13 protein-coding genes are annotated in these 19,463 nt (G+C 49.3%); 5 read left to right on the plus strand and 8 right to left on the minus strand.

Features of this window, described 5'->3' with window-relative positions; all coding sequences use genetic code 11:
* The first annotated feature begins 12 nt into the window (after window positions 1-12).
* Both KQY15_RS06980 and KQY15_RS06985 read left to right on the plus strand, forming a co-directional pair.
* Window positions 13-1,071, plus strand: coding sequence for an efflux RND transporter periplasmic adaptor subunit (locus KQY15_RS06980; RefSeq protein ID WP_308160229.1), 1,059 nt, complete (start codon window positions 13-15; stop codon window positions 1,069-1,071).
* On the plus strand, window positions 1,071-4,196 hold the full coding sequence (locus tag KQY15_RS06985) for an efflux RND transporter permease subunit (protein WP_217668461.1): 3,126 nt from the start codon (window positions 1,071-1,073) through the stop codon (window positions 4,194-4,196). Before KQY15_RS06980 ends, KQY15_RS06985 begins: the two co-directional genes overlap by 1 nt.
* 36 nt (window positions 4,197-4,232) lie before the next feature.
* Here the strand turns inward: KQY15_RS06985 and KQY15_RS06990 are convergent, their stop codons facing one another.
* Together KQY15_RS06990 and KQY15_RS06995 are read right to left on the minus strand one after the other, a co-directional pair.
* Complete coding sequence (locus KQY15_RS06990) at window positions 4,233-4,964, minus strand: SDR family NAD(P)-dependent oxidoreductase (RefSeq protein ID WP_217668462.1); 732 nt, start codon at window positions 4,962-4,964, stop codon at window positions 4,233-4,235.
* A complete protein-coding gene (locus KQY15_RS06995; RefSeq protein ID WP_217668463.1) occupies window positions 4,957-5,994 on the minus strand; it encodes an NAD(P)/FAD-dependent oxidoreductase in 1,038 nt (345 codons plus the stop codon). The genes KQY15_RS06990 and KQY15_RS06995 overlap by 8 nt, the downstream gene beginning before the upstream one ends.
* 132 nt (window positions 5,995-6,126) lie before the next feature.
* Between KQY15_RS06995 and msrA the strand changes: the two genes are divergently transcribed.
* On the plus strand, window positions 6,127-6,660 hold the full coding sequence (msrA, locus tag KQY15_RS07000) for a peptide-methionine (S)-S-oxide reductase MsrA (protein ID WP_217668464.1): 534 nt from the start codon (window positions 6,127-6,129) through the stop codon (window positions 6,658-6,660).
* A 64-nt stretch (window positions 6,661-6,724) separates the two neighbouring features.
* Here msrA and KQY15_RS07005 read toward each other — a convergent pair whose 3' ends face one another.
* Both KQY15_RS07005 and KQY15_RS07010 read right to left on the minus strand, forming a co-directional pair.
* Window positions 6,725-7,921, minus strand: a complete 1,197-nt coding sequence (locus KQY15_RS07005; protein ID WP_217668465.1) for an amino acid aminotransferase — start codon at window positions 7,919-7,921, stop codon at window positions 6,725-6,727.
* 91 nt (window positions 7,922-8,012) lie between these two features.
* Window positions 8,013-8,690, minus strand: a complete 678-nt coding sequence (locus tag KQY15_RS07010) for a GAF domain-containing protein (protein WP_217668466.1) — start codon at window positions 8,688-8,690, stop codon at window positions 8,013-8,015.
* A gap of 158 nt (window positions 8,691-8,848) precedes the next feature.
* Here KQY15_RS07010 and KQY15_RS07015 point away from each other — a divergent pair, with 158 nt between their 5' ends.
* Window positions 8,849-9,265, plus strand: a complete 417-nt coding sequence (locus KQY15_RS07015) for a translation initiation factor (RefSeq protein WP_217668467.1) — start codon at window positions 8,849-8,851, stop codon at window positions 9,263-9,265.
* Between the two features lie 41 nt (window positions 9,266-9,306).
* Window positions 9,307-10,104 (plus strand): response regulator, encoded by a 798-nt coding sequence (locus tag KQY15_RS07020; RefSeq protein ID WP_217668468.1) that lies wholly within the window; start codon window positions 9,307-9,309, stop codon window positions 10,102-10,104.
* Between the two features lie 45 nt (window positions 10,105-10,149).
* Here the strand turns inward: KQY15_RS07020 and KQY15_RS07025 are convergent, their stop codons facing one another.
* From KQY15_RS07025 to KQY15_RS07040, 4 genes are read right to left on the minus strand one after another with little or no spacing between them, the layout of a single operon-like run.
* A complete protein-coding gene (locus KQY15_RS07025; protein ID WP_217668469.1) occupies window positions 10,150-11,817 on the minus strand; it encodes a M28 family metallopeptidase in 1,668 nt (555 codons plus the stop codon).
* A 60-nt stretch (window positions 11,818-11,877) separates the two neighbouring features.
* Window positions 11,878-13,200, minus strand: coding sequence for an amidohydrolase family protein (locus KQY15_RS07030; RefSeq protein ID WP_217668470.1), 1,323 nt, complete (start codon window positions 13,198-13,200; stop codon window positions 11,878-11,880).
* A 15-nt stretch (window positions 13,201-13,215) separates the two neighbouring features.
* Complete coding sequence (locus KQY15_RS07035; RefSeq protein WP_254795486.1) at window positions 13,216-16,353, minus strand: amidohydrolase family protein; 3,138 nt, start codon at window positions 16,351-16,353, stop codon at window positions 13,216-13,218.
* Between the two features lie 38 nt (window positions 16,354-16,391).
* Window positions 16,392-19,331 carry a bifunctional diguanylate cyclase/phosphodiesterase gene (locus tag KQY15_RS07040; protein WP_254795488.1) on the minus strand — a complete coding sequence of 980 codons (2,940 nt, stop codon included), beginning with the start codon at window positions 19,329-19,331 and terminating at the stop codon, window positions 16,392-16,394.
* Between the last annotated feature and the right edge of the window lie 132 nt (window positions 19,332-19,463).

Below are 19,463 nucleotides of genomic sequence, written 5' to 3' on the forward strand. Positions count from 1 at the left end.
AACGGAGTCCTTGTGACAAAAATTCATTCTCGTTTGATCTGGGTTATCTTGATCGCCCTGGCAGTATTCCTTGGCTACCTATACTGGCAGCAACAACAAAGCCCAACAGCTGGCAGAGGCGCTGGAGCGCCTGTCGCAGTCAGTACCGCCAAGGTCTCCGTTAAACCTATGATCCGCCAGATTACCTCACTAGGCAGCGGTATAGCTAATAACTCGGTGCAAATTGTCGCTCCCGCCAGTGATTTCCTGATTGAATTGAATATTCAGGAAGGTAAACAAGTTAAAGCAGGTGAAGTTATTGCCCGCCTGAATAATGTACAACAGCTGGCCAGGGTAACCGAATTGTCTGCGGTACTGACCGATCAGCGCCGCCAGCTCGACAGATTACAAAATCTGGCTACTACCCAGGCAACAGCTCAATCATTGCTGGACGAGCAGCAAACCCGGGTCAATACCACCCTGGCACAACTGGATATTGCCAAAGCTCAGCTAAATGAACTGACTATTCGCGCCCCGTTTGATGGTTATCTCGGGCTACGTCAGGTTAGCCAGGGTGCGTTTGTAAATGCGGGTACAGTATTAACCACTCTCGACGATTTAAATACCCTGAAAGTAGAGTTCAGTGTCGCTGAACATTATCTGGCTGACATTAAGCGGGGTATGCCGGTAAATGTTACCAACGTAGCCTATGGCGATGTCGATTTTAAAGGCGAAGTCAGTGCAATTGATACCCGGCTTGACCCTATTACCCGTTCAATCAGAGTGCACGCGACACTGGATAACAGCGACTTACGTTTGCGACCCGGTATGCTGCTCAATGTTAAAGTTGAGCTGGCAAACATTCCTGCGTTGCAAATCTCAGAGCGGGCGTTAATACCACAACAAAATAAACAGTTTGTGTTCGTGGTAAATAGTGATAACACGGTTAACCGGCGTGAAATTGCAGTTGGCCAGCGCATCCCGGGCTGGGTTGAAGTTACCTCAGGGCTGGAAGCAGGCGAGGAAATCGTGGTCGAAGGTATTCAGAAACTGCGGCCGGGTCTGGTTATCAACCGAGTCGGAGCACGATAATGCTGTTATCAGATTTATCGGTAAAACGGCCGGTTTTTGCCACCGTTGTCAATTTGTTGCTGGTAGTATTCGGTATTGTTTGCTTTACCATGCTACCACTGCGTGAATTCCCTGACATAGATTCTCCGATTGTCAGCATCAATACTAATTACCCGGGCGCCTCGGCAGAAATTGTTGAAACCAAGATTACTCAGTTGCTGGAAGACAGGATCAGCGGCGTTGAAGGCATCAAAAGTATTAATTCTAACAGCCGCAACGGCCGCTCCAGTATTACCATCGAATTTAATGTCGAACGTGATATCGACTCAGCCGCCAATGATGTCAGAGACCGGGTATCCCGGGCCTTAAATAATCTGCCTGACCAGGCCGACCCGCCTGAAGTATCCAAAGCCAATGCCGACGAGGATACTATCGCCTGGTTTGTACTGAACAGCGAAAACATGTCTACCCTGGAACTGACTGACTACGCCAACCGCTATATTGTAGAGCGCTTTTCCGTGGTTGATGGTGTGGCACGCATCCAGTTAGGTGGCTCACGCGATTATGCTATGCGGGTTTGGTTAGATCGGGATGCGATGGCAGCCCGTGGCGTTACCGTGCAGGATATTGAAAGTGTGCTGCGGAACGAAAACGTCGAGTTGCCAGCCGGCAATATTAAATCATTCGATCGTGATTTCACGGTGCGGGTGATCCGCACTTACAAAACCGAGCAGGACTTCCGGCGTTTGGTAATTAAAAGGGGTGACAACAACTACCTGGTTCGTCTCGGTGAGATAGCAGACGTGATGCTAACGTCTGAAGATGAAGAAAGCGAGTTTCGTGGCGATGGCAAAAACTTGCTAGGCATTGGCATTATTAAGCAGTCCAAGGCCAACACCCTGGAAGTAGTTAAAAGCGCCCGGGCAGAAATGGAACGAATTAAAGCGCAGCTACCTCAGGGTACCACCATTGAACCCGGGTATGATTCGTCATTGTTTATTTCTGAGTCGATAAAAGAAGTTTACAACACGCTTGGGATTGCCATGGGAATGGTCGTGCTGGTTATTTTCCTGTTTCTGGGCAATATCAGGGCAACCTTTATTCCTGCTATTACGGTACCGGTAGCACTTGTTGCAGCAGTTACCGTATTGTTTGCACTGGATTTCTCAATAAACCTGCTTACTCTGCTGGCAATGGTACTGGCGATTGGTCTGGTAGTTGATGATTCTATAGTGGTACTGGAAAATATTTACCGGCGGATTGAAACCGGAGAGGCGCCGCTGTTGGCGGCCTACCGCGGTGCCAGAGAAGTGGGCTTCGCGGTTATTGCTACAACTCTGGTGTTAATATCGGTGTTTGTGCCCCTGGTGTTTATGCAGGGGCAACTGGGAAAACTGTTTACTGAATTTGCGTTGGCTATTGCCGCAGCGGTTGCGTTCTCCAGTGTCACCGCTCTGACGCTGTCGCCAATGTTATGCAGCAAACTGTTGCAGCACCGTAAGCGCGAATCAAAACTCGGTCAGGCATTACATCGTGGCTTCGCCAGGCTTGAAAATGGCTATCGCAATCAACTTAATATTGTTACCCAGACCCGCTGGCCGGTATTGGCTGTGGTAGCACTTTGCTTTGTCGCCAGCTACCAGCTGGTTAAAATGCTGCCTTCCGAGCTTGCTCCTACTGAAGATCGTGGCACTTTCTTTATTTCGATGACACCAGCAGAAGGCGCCAGTTATCAGAGTAACAGCCGCAACATGCGGTTAATTGAAGATATTCTGATGCCTTATTATGAAAACGGTGAGTTTAACCGGCTATTGATCCGGGTTCCTGGCTGGGGTGGTAGCGGCGGCATTGCTATTGTTGGCGCAGAAAACTGGAATAATGGTAAAAGACGCACTGCTGAACTGATGCCGGAAGTGGCCGCTAAAATAAATGAATTACCTGACGTGCGCGCCTTTACCTTTATGCGCAGTGGTCTGGGTGGAGGCGGCGGTGGCAGCCGGCCGGTACAATTTGTGCTGCAGGGCAATACCTATGAAGAACTGGCCCGCTGGCGGGACATCGTGATAAATAAAGCCAGTGCGAATCCCGGCCTGCTGATGCTGGACCACGATTACAAAGAGACGGTGCCACAAGTATTGGTAGAGATTAATACTGAACGGGCCGGTGATCTTGGCATCTCTGTTGGCGCGATAGGCCGGGCGCTGGAAGCGATGCTCGGTGGCAGACGGGTGACCACCTTTTTAGATCGGGGCCGCGAATACGATGTTATTCTGGAAGGCTGGGATGATGATTTCCAGGCACCCGGTACCATCAAAGACGTATTTATCCGTTCAGACAGCAGCGGTCAGCTAATTCCGCTGGATAACCTTGTTATCCTGCGTGAGGAGGCGACAGCGGCGGCATTGAACCGCTACAACCGTATGCGCTCAATTACTATTTCTGCCAGTCTGGCACCGGGTTACAGCCTGGGTGAAGCACTGGAATACCTGGAAACCATAGTACAGACTGAAATTCAGGATACAGTGGGTATCGACTACAAAGGCGAGTCACAGCTGTTTCAGGAAAGTGGCGAATCAACCTTACTCGTTTTTATGCTGGCGCTGGTGATTACTTACCTGGTTCTGGCTGCACAGTTTGAAAGCTTTATCCACCCGCTGGTTATTATGATCACGGTACCGTTGGGTCTGGTAGGTGCATTATCTGGTTTATACTTTTTTGATATGTCACTGAATATCTACAGCCAGATTGGCCTGGTAATGCTGATTGGACTGGTCGCTAAAAACGGCATTCTTATCGTCGAATTTGCTAACCAGCTGCGCGATGCAGGAGTAGCGTTTGAGGAAGCAGTGCGTCGGGCAGCAATTCAGCGTCTGCGGCCGATAACCATGACATGTTTTACCACTATTATGAGCAGCTTGCCGTTAATTATTGCTACCGGCCCGGGTTCAGAAAGCCGGATGGTAATAGGTATGGTAATTTTCTGCGGAGTTGCCTTAGCCACGCTGCTCACATTGTATGTGGTACCAGTAACTTACATTGCCATAGCACGCAATACCGGTTCACCAAGGGCACTTAGTCAGCAATTAGCTCGGTTGGAGCAGCAGTCTCCTGACGAGCACGCTGCTGATGAGGTCGTGCCTAAATAGGCATTGCTTCAGGCAGCACCACCCAATGAAGTTAACTTAGAACGGCAAAATTGTACCATCCCAGTTCAGTAGCTTACCGCTGAGCTGGGGGGTTAACTTTGCCGCTACCTCTGCCAGGCGGTCAGCGGTGGCCGCTGCAGATTGCAGCTGCCCGGCAGGCACGTTTGCCTGAAACGGCGCAGACAGTGCAGTGTCGGTGGTGCCCGGATGCAAACTAACCAGGGTTGCCGTTTTATTGTAACGGCCTAGCTCAATACCAGTGGTTTTAACCAGCATATTCACCGCAGCTTTGCCTGCCCGGTAGCTATACCAGCCGCCCAGCTCGTTATCCGTTATGCTGCCCACTTTAGCGCTAAGCACAAGTATTTTAACGTCAGGTTGTTTAGTCAGATAGCCAAAAAGTGCTTTTAAATACATAGCGGGTTGCCATACGTTAATAGCAAAACTTTTCTGCATCTGGTCAGCTGTCAGCTGCCTTAACGTTTTCTCGGGGCCATGTTGATTATCATGCAGCCAGCCCTGACAAATAAAAATGATACTTGGCTGCAAAGTTATTGCTTCTGCAACCGCCTGATTCACCATGCTCTCTGCCACATCGCCTGCCGCTGTGGTCGCAAGCTGTAACCAGTTCAGTGCCGGCTGCGCTAATGCAGCCGGACAACTACTGCGGCTAATTGCCTGCACCTGATGTCCCAATGCTAGATAGTGCTGCACCAGCCCCAGGCCGATACCACTGCCGGCACCAATAATTAAAACCTGTTCAGACATCTGCCGATACCTCTCTAGCTGCAGCAACGCCGCTTAAATATGCATTCTCAACCCGCCCTCCCAGCATCCAGTCGCCGGCAAAGGCCAGCTTTAGGCCCGCGTGATAATCGGGCTTAATTTGGCTGACAGCAGGATTAATCTGGGCGTATAGCCAGCGATGCGTCGTCGCATTACTGACAGTAAAGGTCTGCTGAAAAATCAGTTCCATCTCAGCTTTGGCAAGCGCAACCAGCTCTTGCGGTTCAGCTCTTAAGTGCACGGCTGTAGATTGCGCACTAAAATGTACCAGCCAGTTATCAGCTTTATTCACCCTGCCGGGCTTACTGTTTTGCCGGGCCAGCCAGCTAAGATTGCCTTCTTTTACAAAAATGGCGTCAGCTGCGGTTGCTATCGGCGCGGCCAATTGCAAACTCACTGCCCAGCAAGGCAGTAATACCTGGGGCTGTAATTGAGTAATTAATTGATGAATATCACTATAACCCGGCTCAGCAGGCATAAAGGTTGTCGCCAGCAAAGTTTGCAGCTGTACTGGTGGTAGCGTCAATATCAGGGCCTGATACGGGCCAAAACTGTTATTGTGTTGGTCAAACAAATACCAGCCGGCTGCCTCAGTTTGAGTTTGTAAGCCCGACGAAACGAAACGTAGCCGGCTTATCCGACAGTTCAGATGCACTGACTGGCCGGCAAGCAAGGCTTTTACCGGTGTGTGCATAGAAGGATTACCAATAAAACGGGAGGTGGTATCCGCCGACGCAGTCAGGCGGCCAAGCTCGTACTTATAGCAATCTGCTGGCCAGCACGTCACAACTTCTGTTGCCAGCCACTGTTCAACCTGTTGTTTAAAAAGCGGCGTGCGGGCAGTAAAATATTGTGCACCTAAATCAAGATAGCCGTGTTCCTGACGTTTAGAGCTCATCCTGCCACCAACAGCACGGCTTTTATCAAACACCTCAACAGAAAAGCCCATCGCCCTGAGGGTACTGGCGGCGGCAGCACCTGCCATACCGGCTCCAACTACTGCCACTGTCATAAAAGCAACCTTGATTAGCAAACCACAATAACCTTTACTACGTTATGCTTTAAACAGTCGATCTGTCAGAACATCGTCAAACTTTCATTAACATTGACCATCAGACAGACTAACAACCCTATCGGAGTAACAATGAGCAATGAAATCGCCACTTTTGGCGCCGGCTGTTTCTGGTGTCTTGAATCAGCACTGAACCAACTTAAAGGGGTGGATAAGGCACTCAGTGGTTATATGGGCGGCCAGACAGCTAACCCGGATTATCGCAGCATCTGTACCGGCACCACCGGCCATGCTGAAGTGGTACAGGTAAGCTTTAACCCGGATATAATCAGTTTTAAACAGTTATGTCAGATATTTTTTGCGTTGCATGATCCCACCCAGCTTAATCGGCAGGGCAACGACATTGGTACTCAGTATCGCTCTGTTGTGTTCTTTCATAGTGAACAGCAAGCGGCAATAGTCCGAGACCTGATTGATGAGTTAACCACCGGAAACATGTTTGATAAGCCTATTGTGACAGAGCTAAGCCCGGCCAGCACGTTTTATGTCGCCGAAGACTATCATCAGGGATATTTTTTGCAAAATCCGCAACAAGGCTATTGTCAGTTTATTGTTGCGCCGAAGATGGCAAAGTTTCGGCAGCTTTTCAGCAGCCTGTTGCGATAAAAAAACCGCCAACCTGCTTACGCTCTGGTTGGCGGTTTTTTATCAGGCACTGTAATTATGCTTTTTAGCTTTTGAGAACAGTCGCGACCGATTTCGCAAAATAATCGATATTGCTATGATTTAAACCAGCAATACTTACCCGGCTTGAACCCACCATGTAAATACTGAACTCCGCTTTTAAACGGTCAATTTGTGCTCTATTAATCCCAAGGAAGCTGAACATACCATGCTGACGGGTAATAAAGCTAAAATCGTCTGTTACGCCTTCTGCCGCTAATTTATCAATAATCAGCTGCCGGTAGTCATTTATCCGGTTGCGCATTTCAGCCAGTTCCTGATGCCATAAGGCAGTCAGCTCCTTGCTGTCGAGAATATGGCTGACAATTATTGCACCGTGTGCCGGCGGCATTGAATAAATACTGCGCACGACACTTAGCAGATTAACCCGGGCAATTTCAGCCACCTTACTGTTTTCGGTCACGATGCTTACCGCACCGATCCGTTCCCGATACAAGCCAAAGTTTTTTGAGCAAGAACTGCATAGCAGCAGCTCAGGCACATTATCCGCCAGATAGCGTAAACCTGCAGCATCTTCATCCAGGCCGGTTCCAAAGCCCTGATAGGCCATATCAACCAGAGGAGTAAAGCCCCGTTCTCTGGCAATAGCAGTAAAACGCTGCCACTGCTCAAAATTTAAATCCATACCGCTGGGGTTGTGGCAGCAGGCATGGACCAGCACCACGTCACCAGCCGGAATATTATTTAAATCAGCAAACATTTGCTCGCTTTGCAGGCCTTTAGTCTCGTAATCGTAATAAGCGTATTCTTTAACCTTCAGGCCTGCTGCCTGGAACAGCGAAATATGGTTAGCCCAGGTTGGTGTCGTCACCCAGATAGTGGCGCTCGGGTTTGCCCGTTTAATAAACTCCGCCGCAACCCGCAGTGCCCCGGTGCCACCTGGCGTATGCGCTGTGGTCACCCGATTGGCCAGTAACACCTGATGGGCCTGGCCAAATGCCAGTTTTTCAATATGGCTGTTAAATGTCAGATCGCCCGCCATACCGATATAGGTTTTGCTGTCTTCCTGTTTTAAGCGCAGCGCTTCCGCTTCTTTGACACATTTAAGTACCGCGGTATGACCCTGCTCGTCTTTATAGACACCTACCCCAAGATCAACTTTGTTTGGGTTAAGATCTGCTTTATATTCGGCCATCAGGCCCAGAATAGGATCAGTGGCAACCGTTTGTAACTGAGAAAACATATGGTTCTACCTGGTTAAAATGTTCTGTAAAAGTAAGCTGCCCGCTTACTTGCTCGGGTAATTTGCTAAGGTAAATTGTTGTGATAAATAGTTATGGTAAATAATCCGGCACTACCATACAAACCGCCACCAGTAACGCCATGGCAGCAGGTGTAAAGATGGCTTGCTGAAAATGTTCAGCGTCAACAATACCAGCTATTTTGCCTGATTGGTCAAACAGAGGCAAACAGGCTTCAGCCTGTACTTTCGGATCGCAGGTATAATACTCGCCACCCGCCGCCAAATAAGCTGGCACACTGTTAATCACCCGGGCCCGACCTGACAAACCAACCGTGCTGTTATTACTGATTTTGGCAAATTCGCTGGTAAGCGGAAATTCGGCCCGCGACGGTGCGCCATAATAAGCCAGTTTAACCAGTACCGGCTCAGCTGTCATGTTAATACGGGCCTGATAAATACCAAACCAGTCCTGTGCACTGTGCTGTTGGTAATAATCGGCAATGGCACTTAACTTACTTAGCGCAAGCTGGTTGGCCGGCGTTTGACCGCCCAGAATGGGGAGCAATGAATACGGCTCAGCAGCCAGCTGCCCGAATAAACTGCAGGCACCGCCCTCACCCAGCTCCGGCACCTGAAACTGCCAACGCACAGAGCCGTCCGCAGTTTTAAGATAGTCTGTTAAGGCCTGACGCTCCCGCTCAATATCGGCGCTGATATCACCGTATTCATCCAGCAAACCACTTCGTTGTAAATATTCATATGCCTGCATACTTCACCGGGCTATAGCCATCCAGATTTCCAAAATACGCGCTATTTTAGCAGAAGCGTTTGAAAAGCCAAGCCAGCCAGAGAAAAACTTGCTGGTATCGCTTTGGCTCGGTAAGCTGACGCAATTGTTAGCTTACCCTGATTGTTACGGTAAACCTTATGGCACAAAAAATTTCCCTCGCCGACTGGCAGCAACAGCTGGGTCGCTCTGAAACTGAACCGAAAACTAGAGCTGCCGATAGCCAGCCCACCGATAACGCGGCTCTGGTATACAGTACAGCAAGCGGAAAGGTTGCCGTACAAAAAAGCGCTGATGTTGGCGGTACTGCTTTTGCGGATGGAGCAATAAGGCTGCGCCGGGAGAAAAAAGGCCGTGGCGGTAAAACAGTACTGACGATCAGCGGTATTGCCAGGCCGGCAGCTGAACTTACCGATATATGCAGCGCGCTAAAGAAAAAGTGCGCCTGCGGTGGTGCCGTAAAAGACGGTATTATTGAAATTCAGGCCGATAAAAGGCAACTCATCGAGCAGCATTTAACTCAACTCGGCTTTAACGTGAAATGGGCCGGTGGTTAAAACAGAACCGGCGTTAGCCAGCATTAGATACAGGAATTACTATGCAACAATTATCACCAGCCGATCTGCATATCTTACTGGTTGAGCCATCAGATACTCAACGAAAAATTATCAGCCACCACCTTAAACAGGAGCAGGTTCAGCACATTAGTGAAGCAAATACAGTCAATGCCGCCTTCTTAAAGCTGAATGAGCATCAGCCCGACTTAATCGCCTGTGCCTTGCATTTTGCAGATGGCACCGCTCTTGATTTACTGCAGAAGATTAAGCAAATTCCTAAATTAGCCGAAATTCCGTTTATGCTGGTATCCAGTGAAACTCGCAAAGCAACCCTGGAAGAATTTAAGCAATCCGGAGTTGTAGCGATCCTACCCAAACCCTTTACTACTGCTCATTTGGGTAAGGCATTAAACGCGGCCATCGATTTGTTAAGCCCCAGCGAGCTGGAACTGTCATTGTTTGATGTGCATGACATTCGGGTATTGGTGGTGGATGACAGCAGGTTGGCTCGCAATCATATAAAACGGGTGCTAAGCAACCTGGGCATTCAGCATCTGACCGAAGCAGAAGATGGCCGCGAAGCTATAGCCATTTTAAAACAGCAGATGTTTGATCTGGTGGTTACTGACTATAACATGCCCGAGGTAAACGGCCGCGAACTAACCCAGTACATCAGGGAAAACAGCCAGCAATCACATATTCCGGTGTTAATGGTAACCAGTGAAGCTAATGACACTCATTTAAGCAACATTGCTCAGTCAGGCGTTAACGCCATGTGCGATAAACCATTTGAACCTGAACTGGTAAAGGCACTGCTGTTTAAATTGCTGGAACAGTAGAGCAGGCAAGCTAAACTGGCAGCTTAAGCTGCCAGTTTATGACGGTTATTGACGATTATAATCCTTACCAAACACCTTATTAAAATAGCTATCAGCCTTCCACATGGGCCGCTGAGGGTTATTAGCGATTTCCAGGGCAATATTAAAATTAATATCGGCAAATACGGCACCGGCATCATACCTGATTGGACCGTACTCTTTGCTTAAACTGGCAATATCATCTGATGGCTTGTGGTAATGATTAGCAAAAAAGCTGCCCCAGATTTTCGCGCCATCCTGCTTAGGATCTTTTGAGGTAAATCCTGTCATTAAAAACACCGCAGGCACCCCTTGTTTCACCAGGGTGAAATGATCTGAACGGGTAAATATCGCCTGCTCTGGCATCGGATCAGCACTTAACGCAATGCCTTCTTTGCCGGCAGCACTGGCAACAATGTATCCCAGCGTAGAATGGTTTGCCCCAAAGGCGATTAAATCGGCGAACGGATACAATAGCACCGGCATATCCAGATTAACATTGGCAACCAGACTTGCTATCGGCCGGGTTGGGTTATTGGCGAAATAATCTGCCCCTAACAAGCCTTTTTCTTCGGCAGTAACCACCACAAACAGCACAGAACGTGCTGGTTTCACTTTAAGCTCACTGAACATGCGTGCCGTTTCAAGTAAAATGGCCATACCGGCGGCATTGTCCATCGCGCCGTTATTTATTTTGTCTTTTGAGCGTAAGTCATTGCTAAAACCAATATGATCTGAGTGCGCAGTAATCACCACATACTCATCCCGCAGCTTTGGATCGCTGCCCTCCAGCATGGCAATGACATTAGGGCTGCTGATTTGCTGATGGGTACTGCTGCCACTTAAACTGGCCTCACTGCTCAAGGCAAAACCACGTGGCTGCTCACCGGCCTCAAGCATCGCGAATATCTCTGCCAGACTCTGTTGTTCCTGCTCAAATAAGCGGGCAGCAGCCTCAGGGTGCAGATAGGCTCCTGCCTGTAACCGGTTGTCAGTTGCTCCAGGCTCACCGGCTGCATTTAACCAGGCAAGGCGTGGGGTATTAAGATACAGCAGGCTATTAGCGTAGGGTCTGGTTTTTTCCTGCTGTGGGGTATGAATAGTTATAACACCAATAGCACCGCGCTCTGCAGCCAGCTTACCTTTAATGCTGCCCAGGTAAGCCCGCTCCTCGCTTGGCAATGAAGCCGGTAACCCCGCCAGTTGCACAACAATTTTGCCACTGACATCAAGCCCGGCGTAATCATCCAAAGCAAACTCTTCGGACACCAGGCCATAACCGACAAACACTAAAGGAGCAGTAACAGCAACCTCAGTCTGGTTAACTGAAGCACCACTGAAAAACTGCTGCGGATAACTGAGCTGCCACTCGCTGTCGCCCTGACGAAAACTCAGTTTAACACTCTCCTGCTCGACCCGGGCCGAACGTAGTGGTACCTGCTGAAAATAACTGTTGTTATCCCCTGCCGGCGCTAAACCCAGCGCCTTAAACTGGCTGGCGATGTAATTAGACGCAATCTGATGGCCACGGCTACCAGTATCACGCCCTTCCAGCTCGTCGCTGGCTAAAAATTGCAGGTGAGCTTCAATCGCTGCAGGACGGGCACTAAGCTGTTGCTCTGACGAATCATTAGTGCCCGAGCAGGCGCCTAATAGCAGCGCCAATGTGACGCCACTGCATAATTTATAAAACATGGATTCTCCACAAATAAAAGTGCCAGCGTTCACTGGCACCGGTGTTCAAATACTCTGGAATTACTCAGCACTGTTATAACGCTGCTTAAACCGTTCGTGCAGTTGTTTATGGTGATTAGTTAAATCAACTTCACGGCCATCAATCCATAAATGTTCAATTTTATGGCCACGATAGTCAAAAATATCACCATCAGACACCACCAGACTGGCGCTTTTACCCACTTCAATACTACCCAGGCTATCCGAGACTCCGGCAATGGCGGCAGCATCCAGGGTCAGCGCCCGTAACGCATCTGCGGTACTTAAGCCATAACGGGTAACGTGACCGGCAGCAAATACCAGATTACGGGTGTCCCAGAAGCCATCTAACGACAATGCGATTCTCACTCCTGCCTGACGCAGCTGACCTGGCACCGAGAAGGCCTGATCATAAGCTTCATCACCACGTGTTGGCAGGCCATATGGGGCGGTATAGATTACGTCCACTTTAGCTTTTGCAAGCTCATCAGCTAACCGCCAGCTGTCCCGGCCACCAACAATGACCAGCCGCACCTGATACTTATCAGCCAGCTGCATAGCCTGGCGGATTTGCCGCGGGTCGTCGGCATGGACAAACAATGGCAATTCGCCGGCAAAAAAAGTCAGCATGGCATGCCAGCGCGAGTCTTTACCGCTATTTAAACCCGCTTGCTCAGCCAGGTAATAGGCGTGCGCCTGCTCAAAATACCGGTGCAGCTCGGCCAGTTGCTTTTGCTGGTTTTCCCGTTGTTTCTCCGCGCTATCTCGTACCCACCAGCCATTCTGAATACTCATCCGGGGCCAGTTAACGTGCAAGCCGACATTGGCCTGTACCGTTGCATCCTGCCAGTTCCAGGCATCCAGCTGCATCAGTGCTGATCTACCGGTTAGCATGGCGCCATCCGGATAAATCAGGCTGTGACTAAAACCATTGCTGCGAATAGTCGGGATCACCACAGAATCGGCATTATAAGCAATCTGTACCTGTAAATCCGGGTTAGTAGAGCTGGTTTCGCGGTCATCGCGGGTTGCCCTTACTGCTTCAACCTCAATCAGTCCAAGTTGGTTAATCAACGCGATTAAACCCGGATAAAGGTGTTTGCCGGTTAAATCCAGCTGCCTGGCATCAGCCGGCACTGCTAAATTGGCTCCGATCGCCGCTATTTTGCCATCAACCAGCAATACATCCTGCTTTACTGGCGCAGCACTAACACTATGTACCATGGCATTTTGCAGCAACAATGGCTGTTGCTGTTTACTGCCGGGTACCGGGTTTACTGCAGCTGCTGTTGATGAGAGCAGTGCCGATGCCAGTATCGAGGTTACAGCTGTTGCCAGCATAACTATTTTGCTTAATTTGTTCATCGCTAATGCTACTCCCTAGTGCTGCAGATACTGATGGTTTTGACTATGAGCATGGCCGGTATGATCTTCATGCCCGCCAAACCGCAGTTGCAACCAGTCGGCGTTATCTTCACAGTGCCAGATCGGATCGTCCTGCTTATACGCATTCTCGACGCCGTTACGGGCAGAATCACCCGCCGTCAGCACTTTCTGGATTAGCTGCTGCTTCTCGGTGTCCTGGGCAGCACGCAATGTTAGATCTTCCTTACGATCAAAATATCGGGCCCCGGCAATCCAGGTTTGTTGCACCTGGGCATATACTGATAACGGATGGCCATCCCAAAGCACCAGATCAGCTTGCTTGCCTTCAGCCAGCGACCCGACTTTGTCGTCAATTTTTAACTGTTTCGCCGGATTAATTGTTACCATCTTCAGGGCTTCATGTTCATCCATACCGCAATACATCGTCGATTTGGCAGCTTCCTGATTTAACCGGCGCAGCAAGCCTGGATCATCAGAGTTAACACTGACCAGCAGTCCCTGTTCATGCATCAGGCAGGTATTGGTTGGAATGGCATCATTTACTTCCATCTTAAAGCCCCACCAATCAGCAAAGGTAGAGACACTGGCACCATGCTTCTGCATTTCAGTCGCCACTTTGTAACCTTCCAGAATATGGGTAAACGTCTGAATGTTGAAACCCATTTCCTCAGCCACTTCAATCAGCATTAAAATCTCAGAGGCGACATAAGAGTGGGTATGGATGTGCCGCTTACCGTCAATAATTTCAACCAGGGTATCTAACTGATAATCACGCCGCGGCGCCTGAACCTTGTCTTGCTGACGTTTGGACAGCTTGTTGTAGGCCTGCCAGCTGGCCTGATACTCTTTCGCTGCCTGGAAATTGTCACGGATAAAGGTATCCACACCAATGCGGCTTTGCGGATAGCGGCTGGTAAACTCACTGCCCCAGTTTGATTGCTTAACGTTTTCACCCAGGGCAAACTTTATGCTGCCAGGGGCACCGGCAAACTTCATACCTTCAGCAGACTCCCCCCAGCGCAGGCTGATTATCTGCGCCTTGCCGCCGATTGGGTTAGCACTACCGTGCAGCAACTGTACCGTTGTTACGCCACCGGCCAGACCGCGGTAGATATTGATATCATCCGGATTAACCACATCACCAATATGCACTTCAGCCGTGTTGGCATGGCTGCCTTCATTCACACCCTGTTCTGTTGCAATATGAGAGTGCTCGTCAATAATACCCGGGGTAACATGGATATCCGTACCATCTATAACCATATAACCGCGCGGCGTGGTTAATTGCTGACCAATCCGGTTTATTTTACCGTCCCGGACAATAATGTCGGTGTTTTGCAGTACACCTTGCTCAGTTGCCGTCCAGAGCGTGGCATTTTTAATATGCAGGTTTTGCTGCTGTGGCAGTTCAGCCCGGCCAAAGGCCCGGTTCGGGTAAGTTTGCTTTGACAACATCGGCGCAGGCATTTTCCCGGCTTCCGGCGCGGCAGTTGGTGCTGCAGTCCGTTCGATGCTTACGGCCAGTTCAGTGCCATCAGCTTGCTGCCAGCGCCCTGCCAGAGTACTTCCTTGCAACACACCGCTAAATTGAGCTACCTCAGTAGCGCCGGTCAGCTTCTGCAAGGGAGCACTGAACTGCAGATTACTACCTTGCACCAGCAAATGCTTCAACTCCACTTTCTTGTCAGTATCGTCAGCGAGTTTTAGTTCGCCTTTTAATTTCGGCGCGTGGCCAGTTAACGTCAACTCAAAACTGTTGCCGGCAACGTTTAACGGATAATTACCGGCAAACTGCGGTGCTGTAAGAGGCGCAAACTCTTTTAGCTGGCCCCGTAACCAGGCTGCAACGATTTCACCGTCTGCAAATAAATCGCCACGGCTGACGACGATATCAGCCTGATAACCTCCGGCAATCTTACCCAGCTGCTGTTCAAGGCCCAGCATGCTGGCCGGCACAGTTGTCAGGGCCGCCAGCGCCTGTTGCTGGCTCAGGCCATGCTTAACAGCACTGCGCAGGTTGGGAATAAAATCTTCTTTTTTCTTCAGGCCATGACTGGTCAGGGCGAAACGTACTCCGGCTTCTGCCAGCACTGCCGGATTAGATGGCGCCCGCTCCCAGTGGCGTAAGTCAGCCAGGTTCACATCAAGTTGCTGGTCTGGCAGCGTCACGTCTGGTGCGGCGGGGAAATTCAGTGGCAACACCAGGGTACGGCCACTGTCTTTCACTTCGGTCAGCCGGTTGTATTCATGGCCTGAACCTAAAATAGCAGCATTACTGATATTAAATTCTGCCAGTAATTTATCGGCTCTTAATAACGCCCGCTCATCGCTGGTTTCAAACAGCACGCCCTGTTTGGGGGCATCCGCCACACCAGACAGTGCGGCATTATACTCGACACCGCCACTGACGAAGCGGAAATCCTGTTTGCTTTGGGCGGCCTGATACCAGTAGGCATCAGCAAATGTCTGACGGATCAGAGCAATACTGCCCATCAGTGATGATGGGTAGCTTTGTTTGGAACTGCCTTTACTGAACGACATAAAATGCTGACTGTCAGCTTTGAGGATAAGATCGTTCGGCAGGCCCCCGGCCAGCGATGCAACAAAGCCGGTACCACGAAAAATACCGTCATGGCGCGCAGCCTGTACCACGGTAAAACCTTGCTTTAAAAACTCATCTGCCGCTTTAGCATCGGGCTTAAACTTGTCTGCCCAGCGCTGCTCAGCATGAATAGCAGCATTAGCTGCATTACCACCAACCCGCTCATTTTCATATACGGGTTTACCGCCAAAACTAAATGCTTCGGCCTTGCCTGCTTCCGGCACACCATACTGGGTGTAGGGATCGATAAAACCAGGGTATAAATGGTAGCCAGTCAAATCAATGCTCTGGTAGCCAGCGGGTACCTTAATGTTGCTGCTGACAGATTCTATTTTACCGTCGCGGATTAATACCATTGCAGATGGCAGGGTTTTTCCCGGCTCGGTCACGACAGTAGCGTTAATCAGCGCAAGCAGATTTGGCGTTTTATCACGGATCCCAAGTTGCGGTGAGGTCTGGTCGGCAATACTACCTGTGCAAAAAGCACCAAGCAGAGCCATGCTGAACATGGACAAGCGAGCTGGTGTCATAACTGTTTCCTGATTTTAATATATGATTTTATTATATTTTAGCTGTTAACCGTGTAATTCAGCTGGCTAAGCTCCTGCTCAGGTAATGGCATGCTGTAAAAGTAGCCCTGTACTTCAAAGCATCCATTGTTACGCAGGAATTCTACCTGTTGGGCGGTTTCTACCCCTTCTGCCACCACACGCAGATTCATTTTCTGGGCCATGGCGATAATAGCAGCAACAATATCCATGTCGTTGCGATCCTCCGGGATATCTTTAACGAAAGACCGGTCTATTTTAAGTTCATCAACCGGAAAACGTTTCAGATAACTTAACGATGAATAGCCTGTACCAAAGTCGTCGATAGATAAAGAGACACCGAGGCGCTTTAACTGATTTAACTGGTTAATAGCCGCATCGGTGTCACCCATCAGCATACTTTCAGTAATTTCGAATATCACCGCCCGGGGCTTCACCCCGGTTCGCTTTAATACGCGCTCAACAATCAGCGGCAAATCCTGATCATTAAACTGCCGCACAGACAGGTTGATTGACAAACTGACATCATACCCACGGCTCTGCTGGCGGGCCAGAAAGCGACAGGCCTCCCAGATAATCCATTCGCCTATCTGGACAATCAGCCCGGTGCTTTCTGCTACCGGAATAAATTTTACCGGCGGCACCAATGTATTGTCCGGCCGCAGCCAGCGGATCAGGGTTTCGTAACCGGTGATGGTTTCAGTGCGAATATCCATTTTTGGTTGGAAATACAGTAAAAACTGGTTTTGACGGATCGCTTCGCGTAATTGATTTTCAATTTGCAGCCGTTCATTGGCAGCATCATTTAAGTCCTGACTGAAAAAATGGAAGGTATTTTTGCCACGCGCTTTGGCTTCATACATTGCCAGGTCAGCATGTTTCAGCAGCAGCTCTTCTTCTGACGCATCTTCCGGTGCCACAGTTATGCCAATACTGGCACTTATTGCCACATCATGATTACCTAACTTAACCGGCTCATGAAATGCCTGCTGCAGATTGGCGGCAATCGTTGAAGCCTGATGACGATCTTTTATGCCACTTAAAATAACGGCAAATTCATCGCCTCCTAAGCGGGCAATAGTATCTTCCTCCCTTAAGCGTGCAGTCAGACGCCTGGCGACTTCTTTTAGCAACTCATCGCCTGCGTCATGACCAAGGGTGTCATTAATCCGCTTAAACTCATCCAGATCAAAATACAGCAGCGCAAAGTTGTAATAGCCCCGATGCGACATAGCAATAGCTTTACGCAGCTGGTCGCGGAAATAACTGCGGTTGGCCAGTCCGGTTAAAATATCATAATATGCCAGGTGCTCCATTTGCTTCTGGCTTTGTTTAATAAATGAAATATCCTGCATGGCACAAACATAATTAAGTAAAGTACCAATGTCATCACGGATCGGCGCAACGGCAAGCGATACCCAGAATTGTTTAGCTGGTAATTTCTGGTGTTGCAGTAAAATATCACCCCGCCAATGCTGACGCTCATGCAACGTCTGAGTGATTTCAATACTCAGCTGCTCCATTTCATCTGCCAGCAACATATTAAGTGGCTGATCTACCACACTGCGCTCATCACAACCCAGTAGTTCCGTAAGAAACGGATTAAGATATTCAATATTTAAATGTGGATCAGTCAACAAAATACCCGAGCTGGAAAATGATACGGCTTTGCTTAATTTGCGTGCTGCCCGCTCTGCCTGCTCTTTCTCCGCTATCCGGGCATTTAAGCCGGTAACCAGTTGCGAAATTTCTGCAGACATACCGGTAAACGCCCGGTTTAACATGCCTATCTCATCTTTTTGGTTGTCTAGCTTTACTTGCTGAATATCGCCACGGCTAAGCTTTACCACGGCAGCAGATAACCGGTTTAAGCGCTTTAGTACAAACTGATAGCTAACCAGGTGCAGCAGCGCCGCCAGTGCGATAGCAACCGCAATAAATATGATAACCAGATGGCCGCGGAACTGACTTAATGATGCCATTACCGCGTCTTTGTCCTGATAAACGGCGACCTGCCAGTTTTGGTGCTTCAGGGCAGTTGCTGCAAACAAATATTTTTCGTTGTCCGTTGTACCAGTTTGATCGGCTACTGAGGGTTGTAACGCTTTTGCTATGTGCGGCCGCAGCGCGATATCACGAATTGCTTCGCCGGTTAAAAGTGTATTTGCGGCAACGGTTTTATTAGAATCAGCAGCCGGCGCGGTTATGATGTTACCGGCCGCATCGAATAACAAAGTCTGAGTATGGCGGCTCCAGTAACCAATACTGCTGATATTCCGGGTTACTTCACTTAATGGGATATCAGCAACACTGACTCCGATAAACTGCTCTTTAATATAAACCGGCACGACCACACTCATTACCCATTCCTGCCAGAGAGGATGATAATAGGCTGGTGTCCAGCGGGGCAGTTTGGCCGGATTATTCTGGGGTGTCGCTTCGCGGAAATAAACGTCAGCGGTTAAATCATGTTGCGGTGCCACTTGTTTTACCAAGTCAGCCGGAGCAACCCGGATAAACTGCTGATCAGTAACAAAATAAAAAGCAGAAAACTTTTGCAGCATTAAAGGCGATAATTGCTGCCACAACAGCTGACTGTGACTGAACAAGACAGAACTGTTGCCGATAAGATTGGCCGCCGGGATAACTGCCGCCGAGAAATTGTCCTGTTGAACTACCCGGTTATCGGAGTCAGGACGCGGAATATTATTGCGAGCTCGGGGTTGCTCCGCCAGGTAGCGGCTAATGACCTGACTGGCCAGGATAGCCGTTTTTTCTTTTTCATCCAGCTGCGCGTCCAGCTGACGGGCATAGTTCTTTGCAGTGCGCTGCACTGCGGCCAGTTGCTGTTCAGCAAGTGCCTGTTCCTGCAGCCAAAGTACCGCATAGGCAAACACCAACCCTGCCATTGTTATGGCAATAAACGCAACGACTGAGAATTTAAGTCCCAGTGAATTCATCCCTGTTGGTTTCGTGTTTACATCCTTCAATGAAGCGACCTTGCTATTGTTATAGTAAATTCAGTCTGGTACAACAGACACTAGCTTAGTGCTATTGTAGTTACCTTATCATTATTGCACGCAAAACCAACA

This window comes from Arsukibacterium indicum, assembly GCF_019100565.1.
GTDB classification, from domain to species: domain Bacteria; phylum Pseudomonadota; class Gammaproteobacteria; order Enterobacterales; family Alteromonadaceae; genus Alishewanella; species Alishewanella indicum.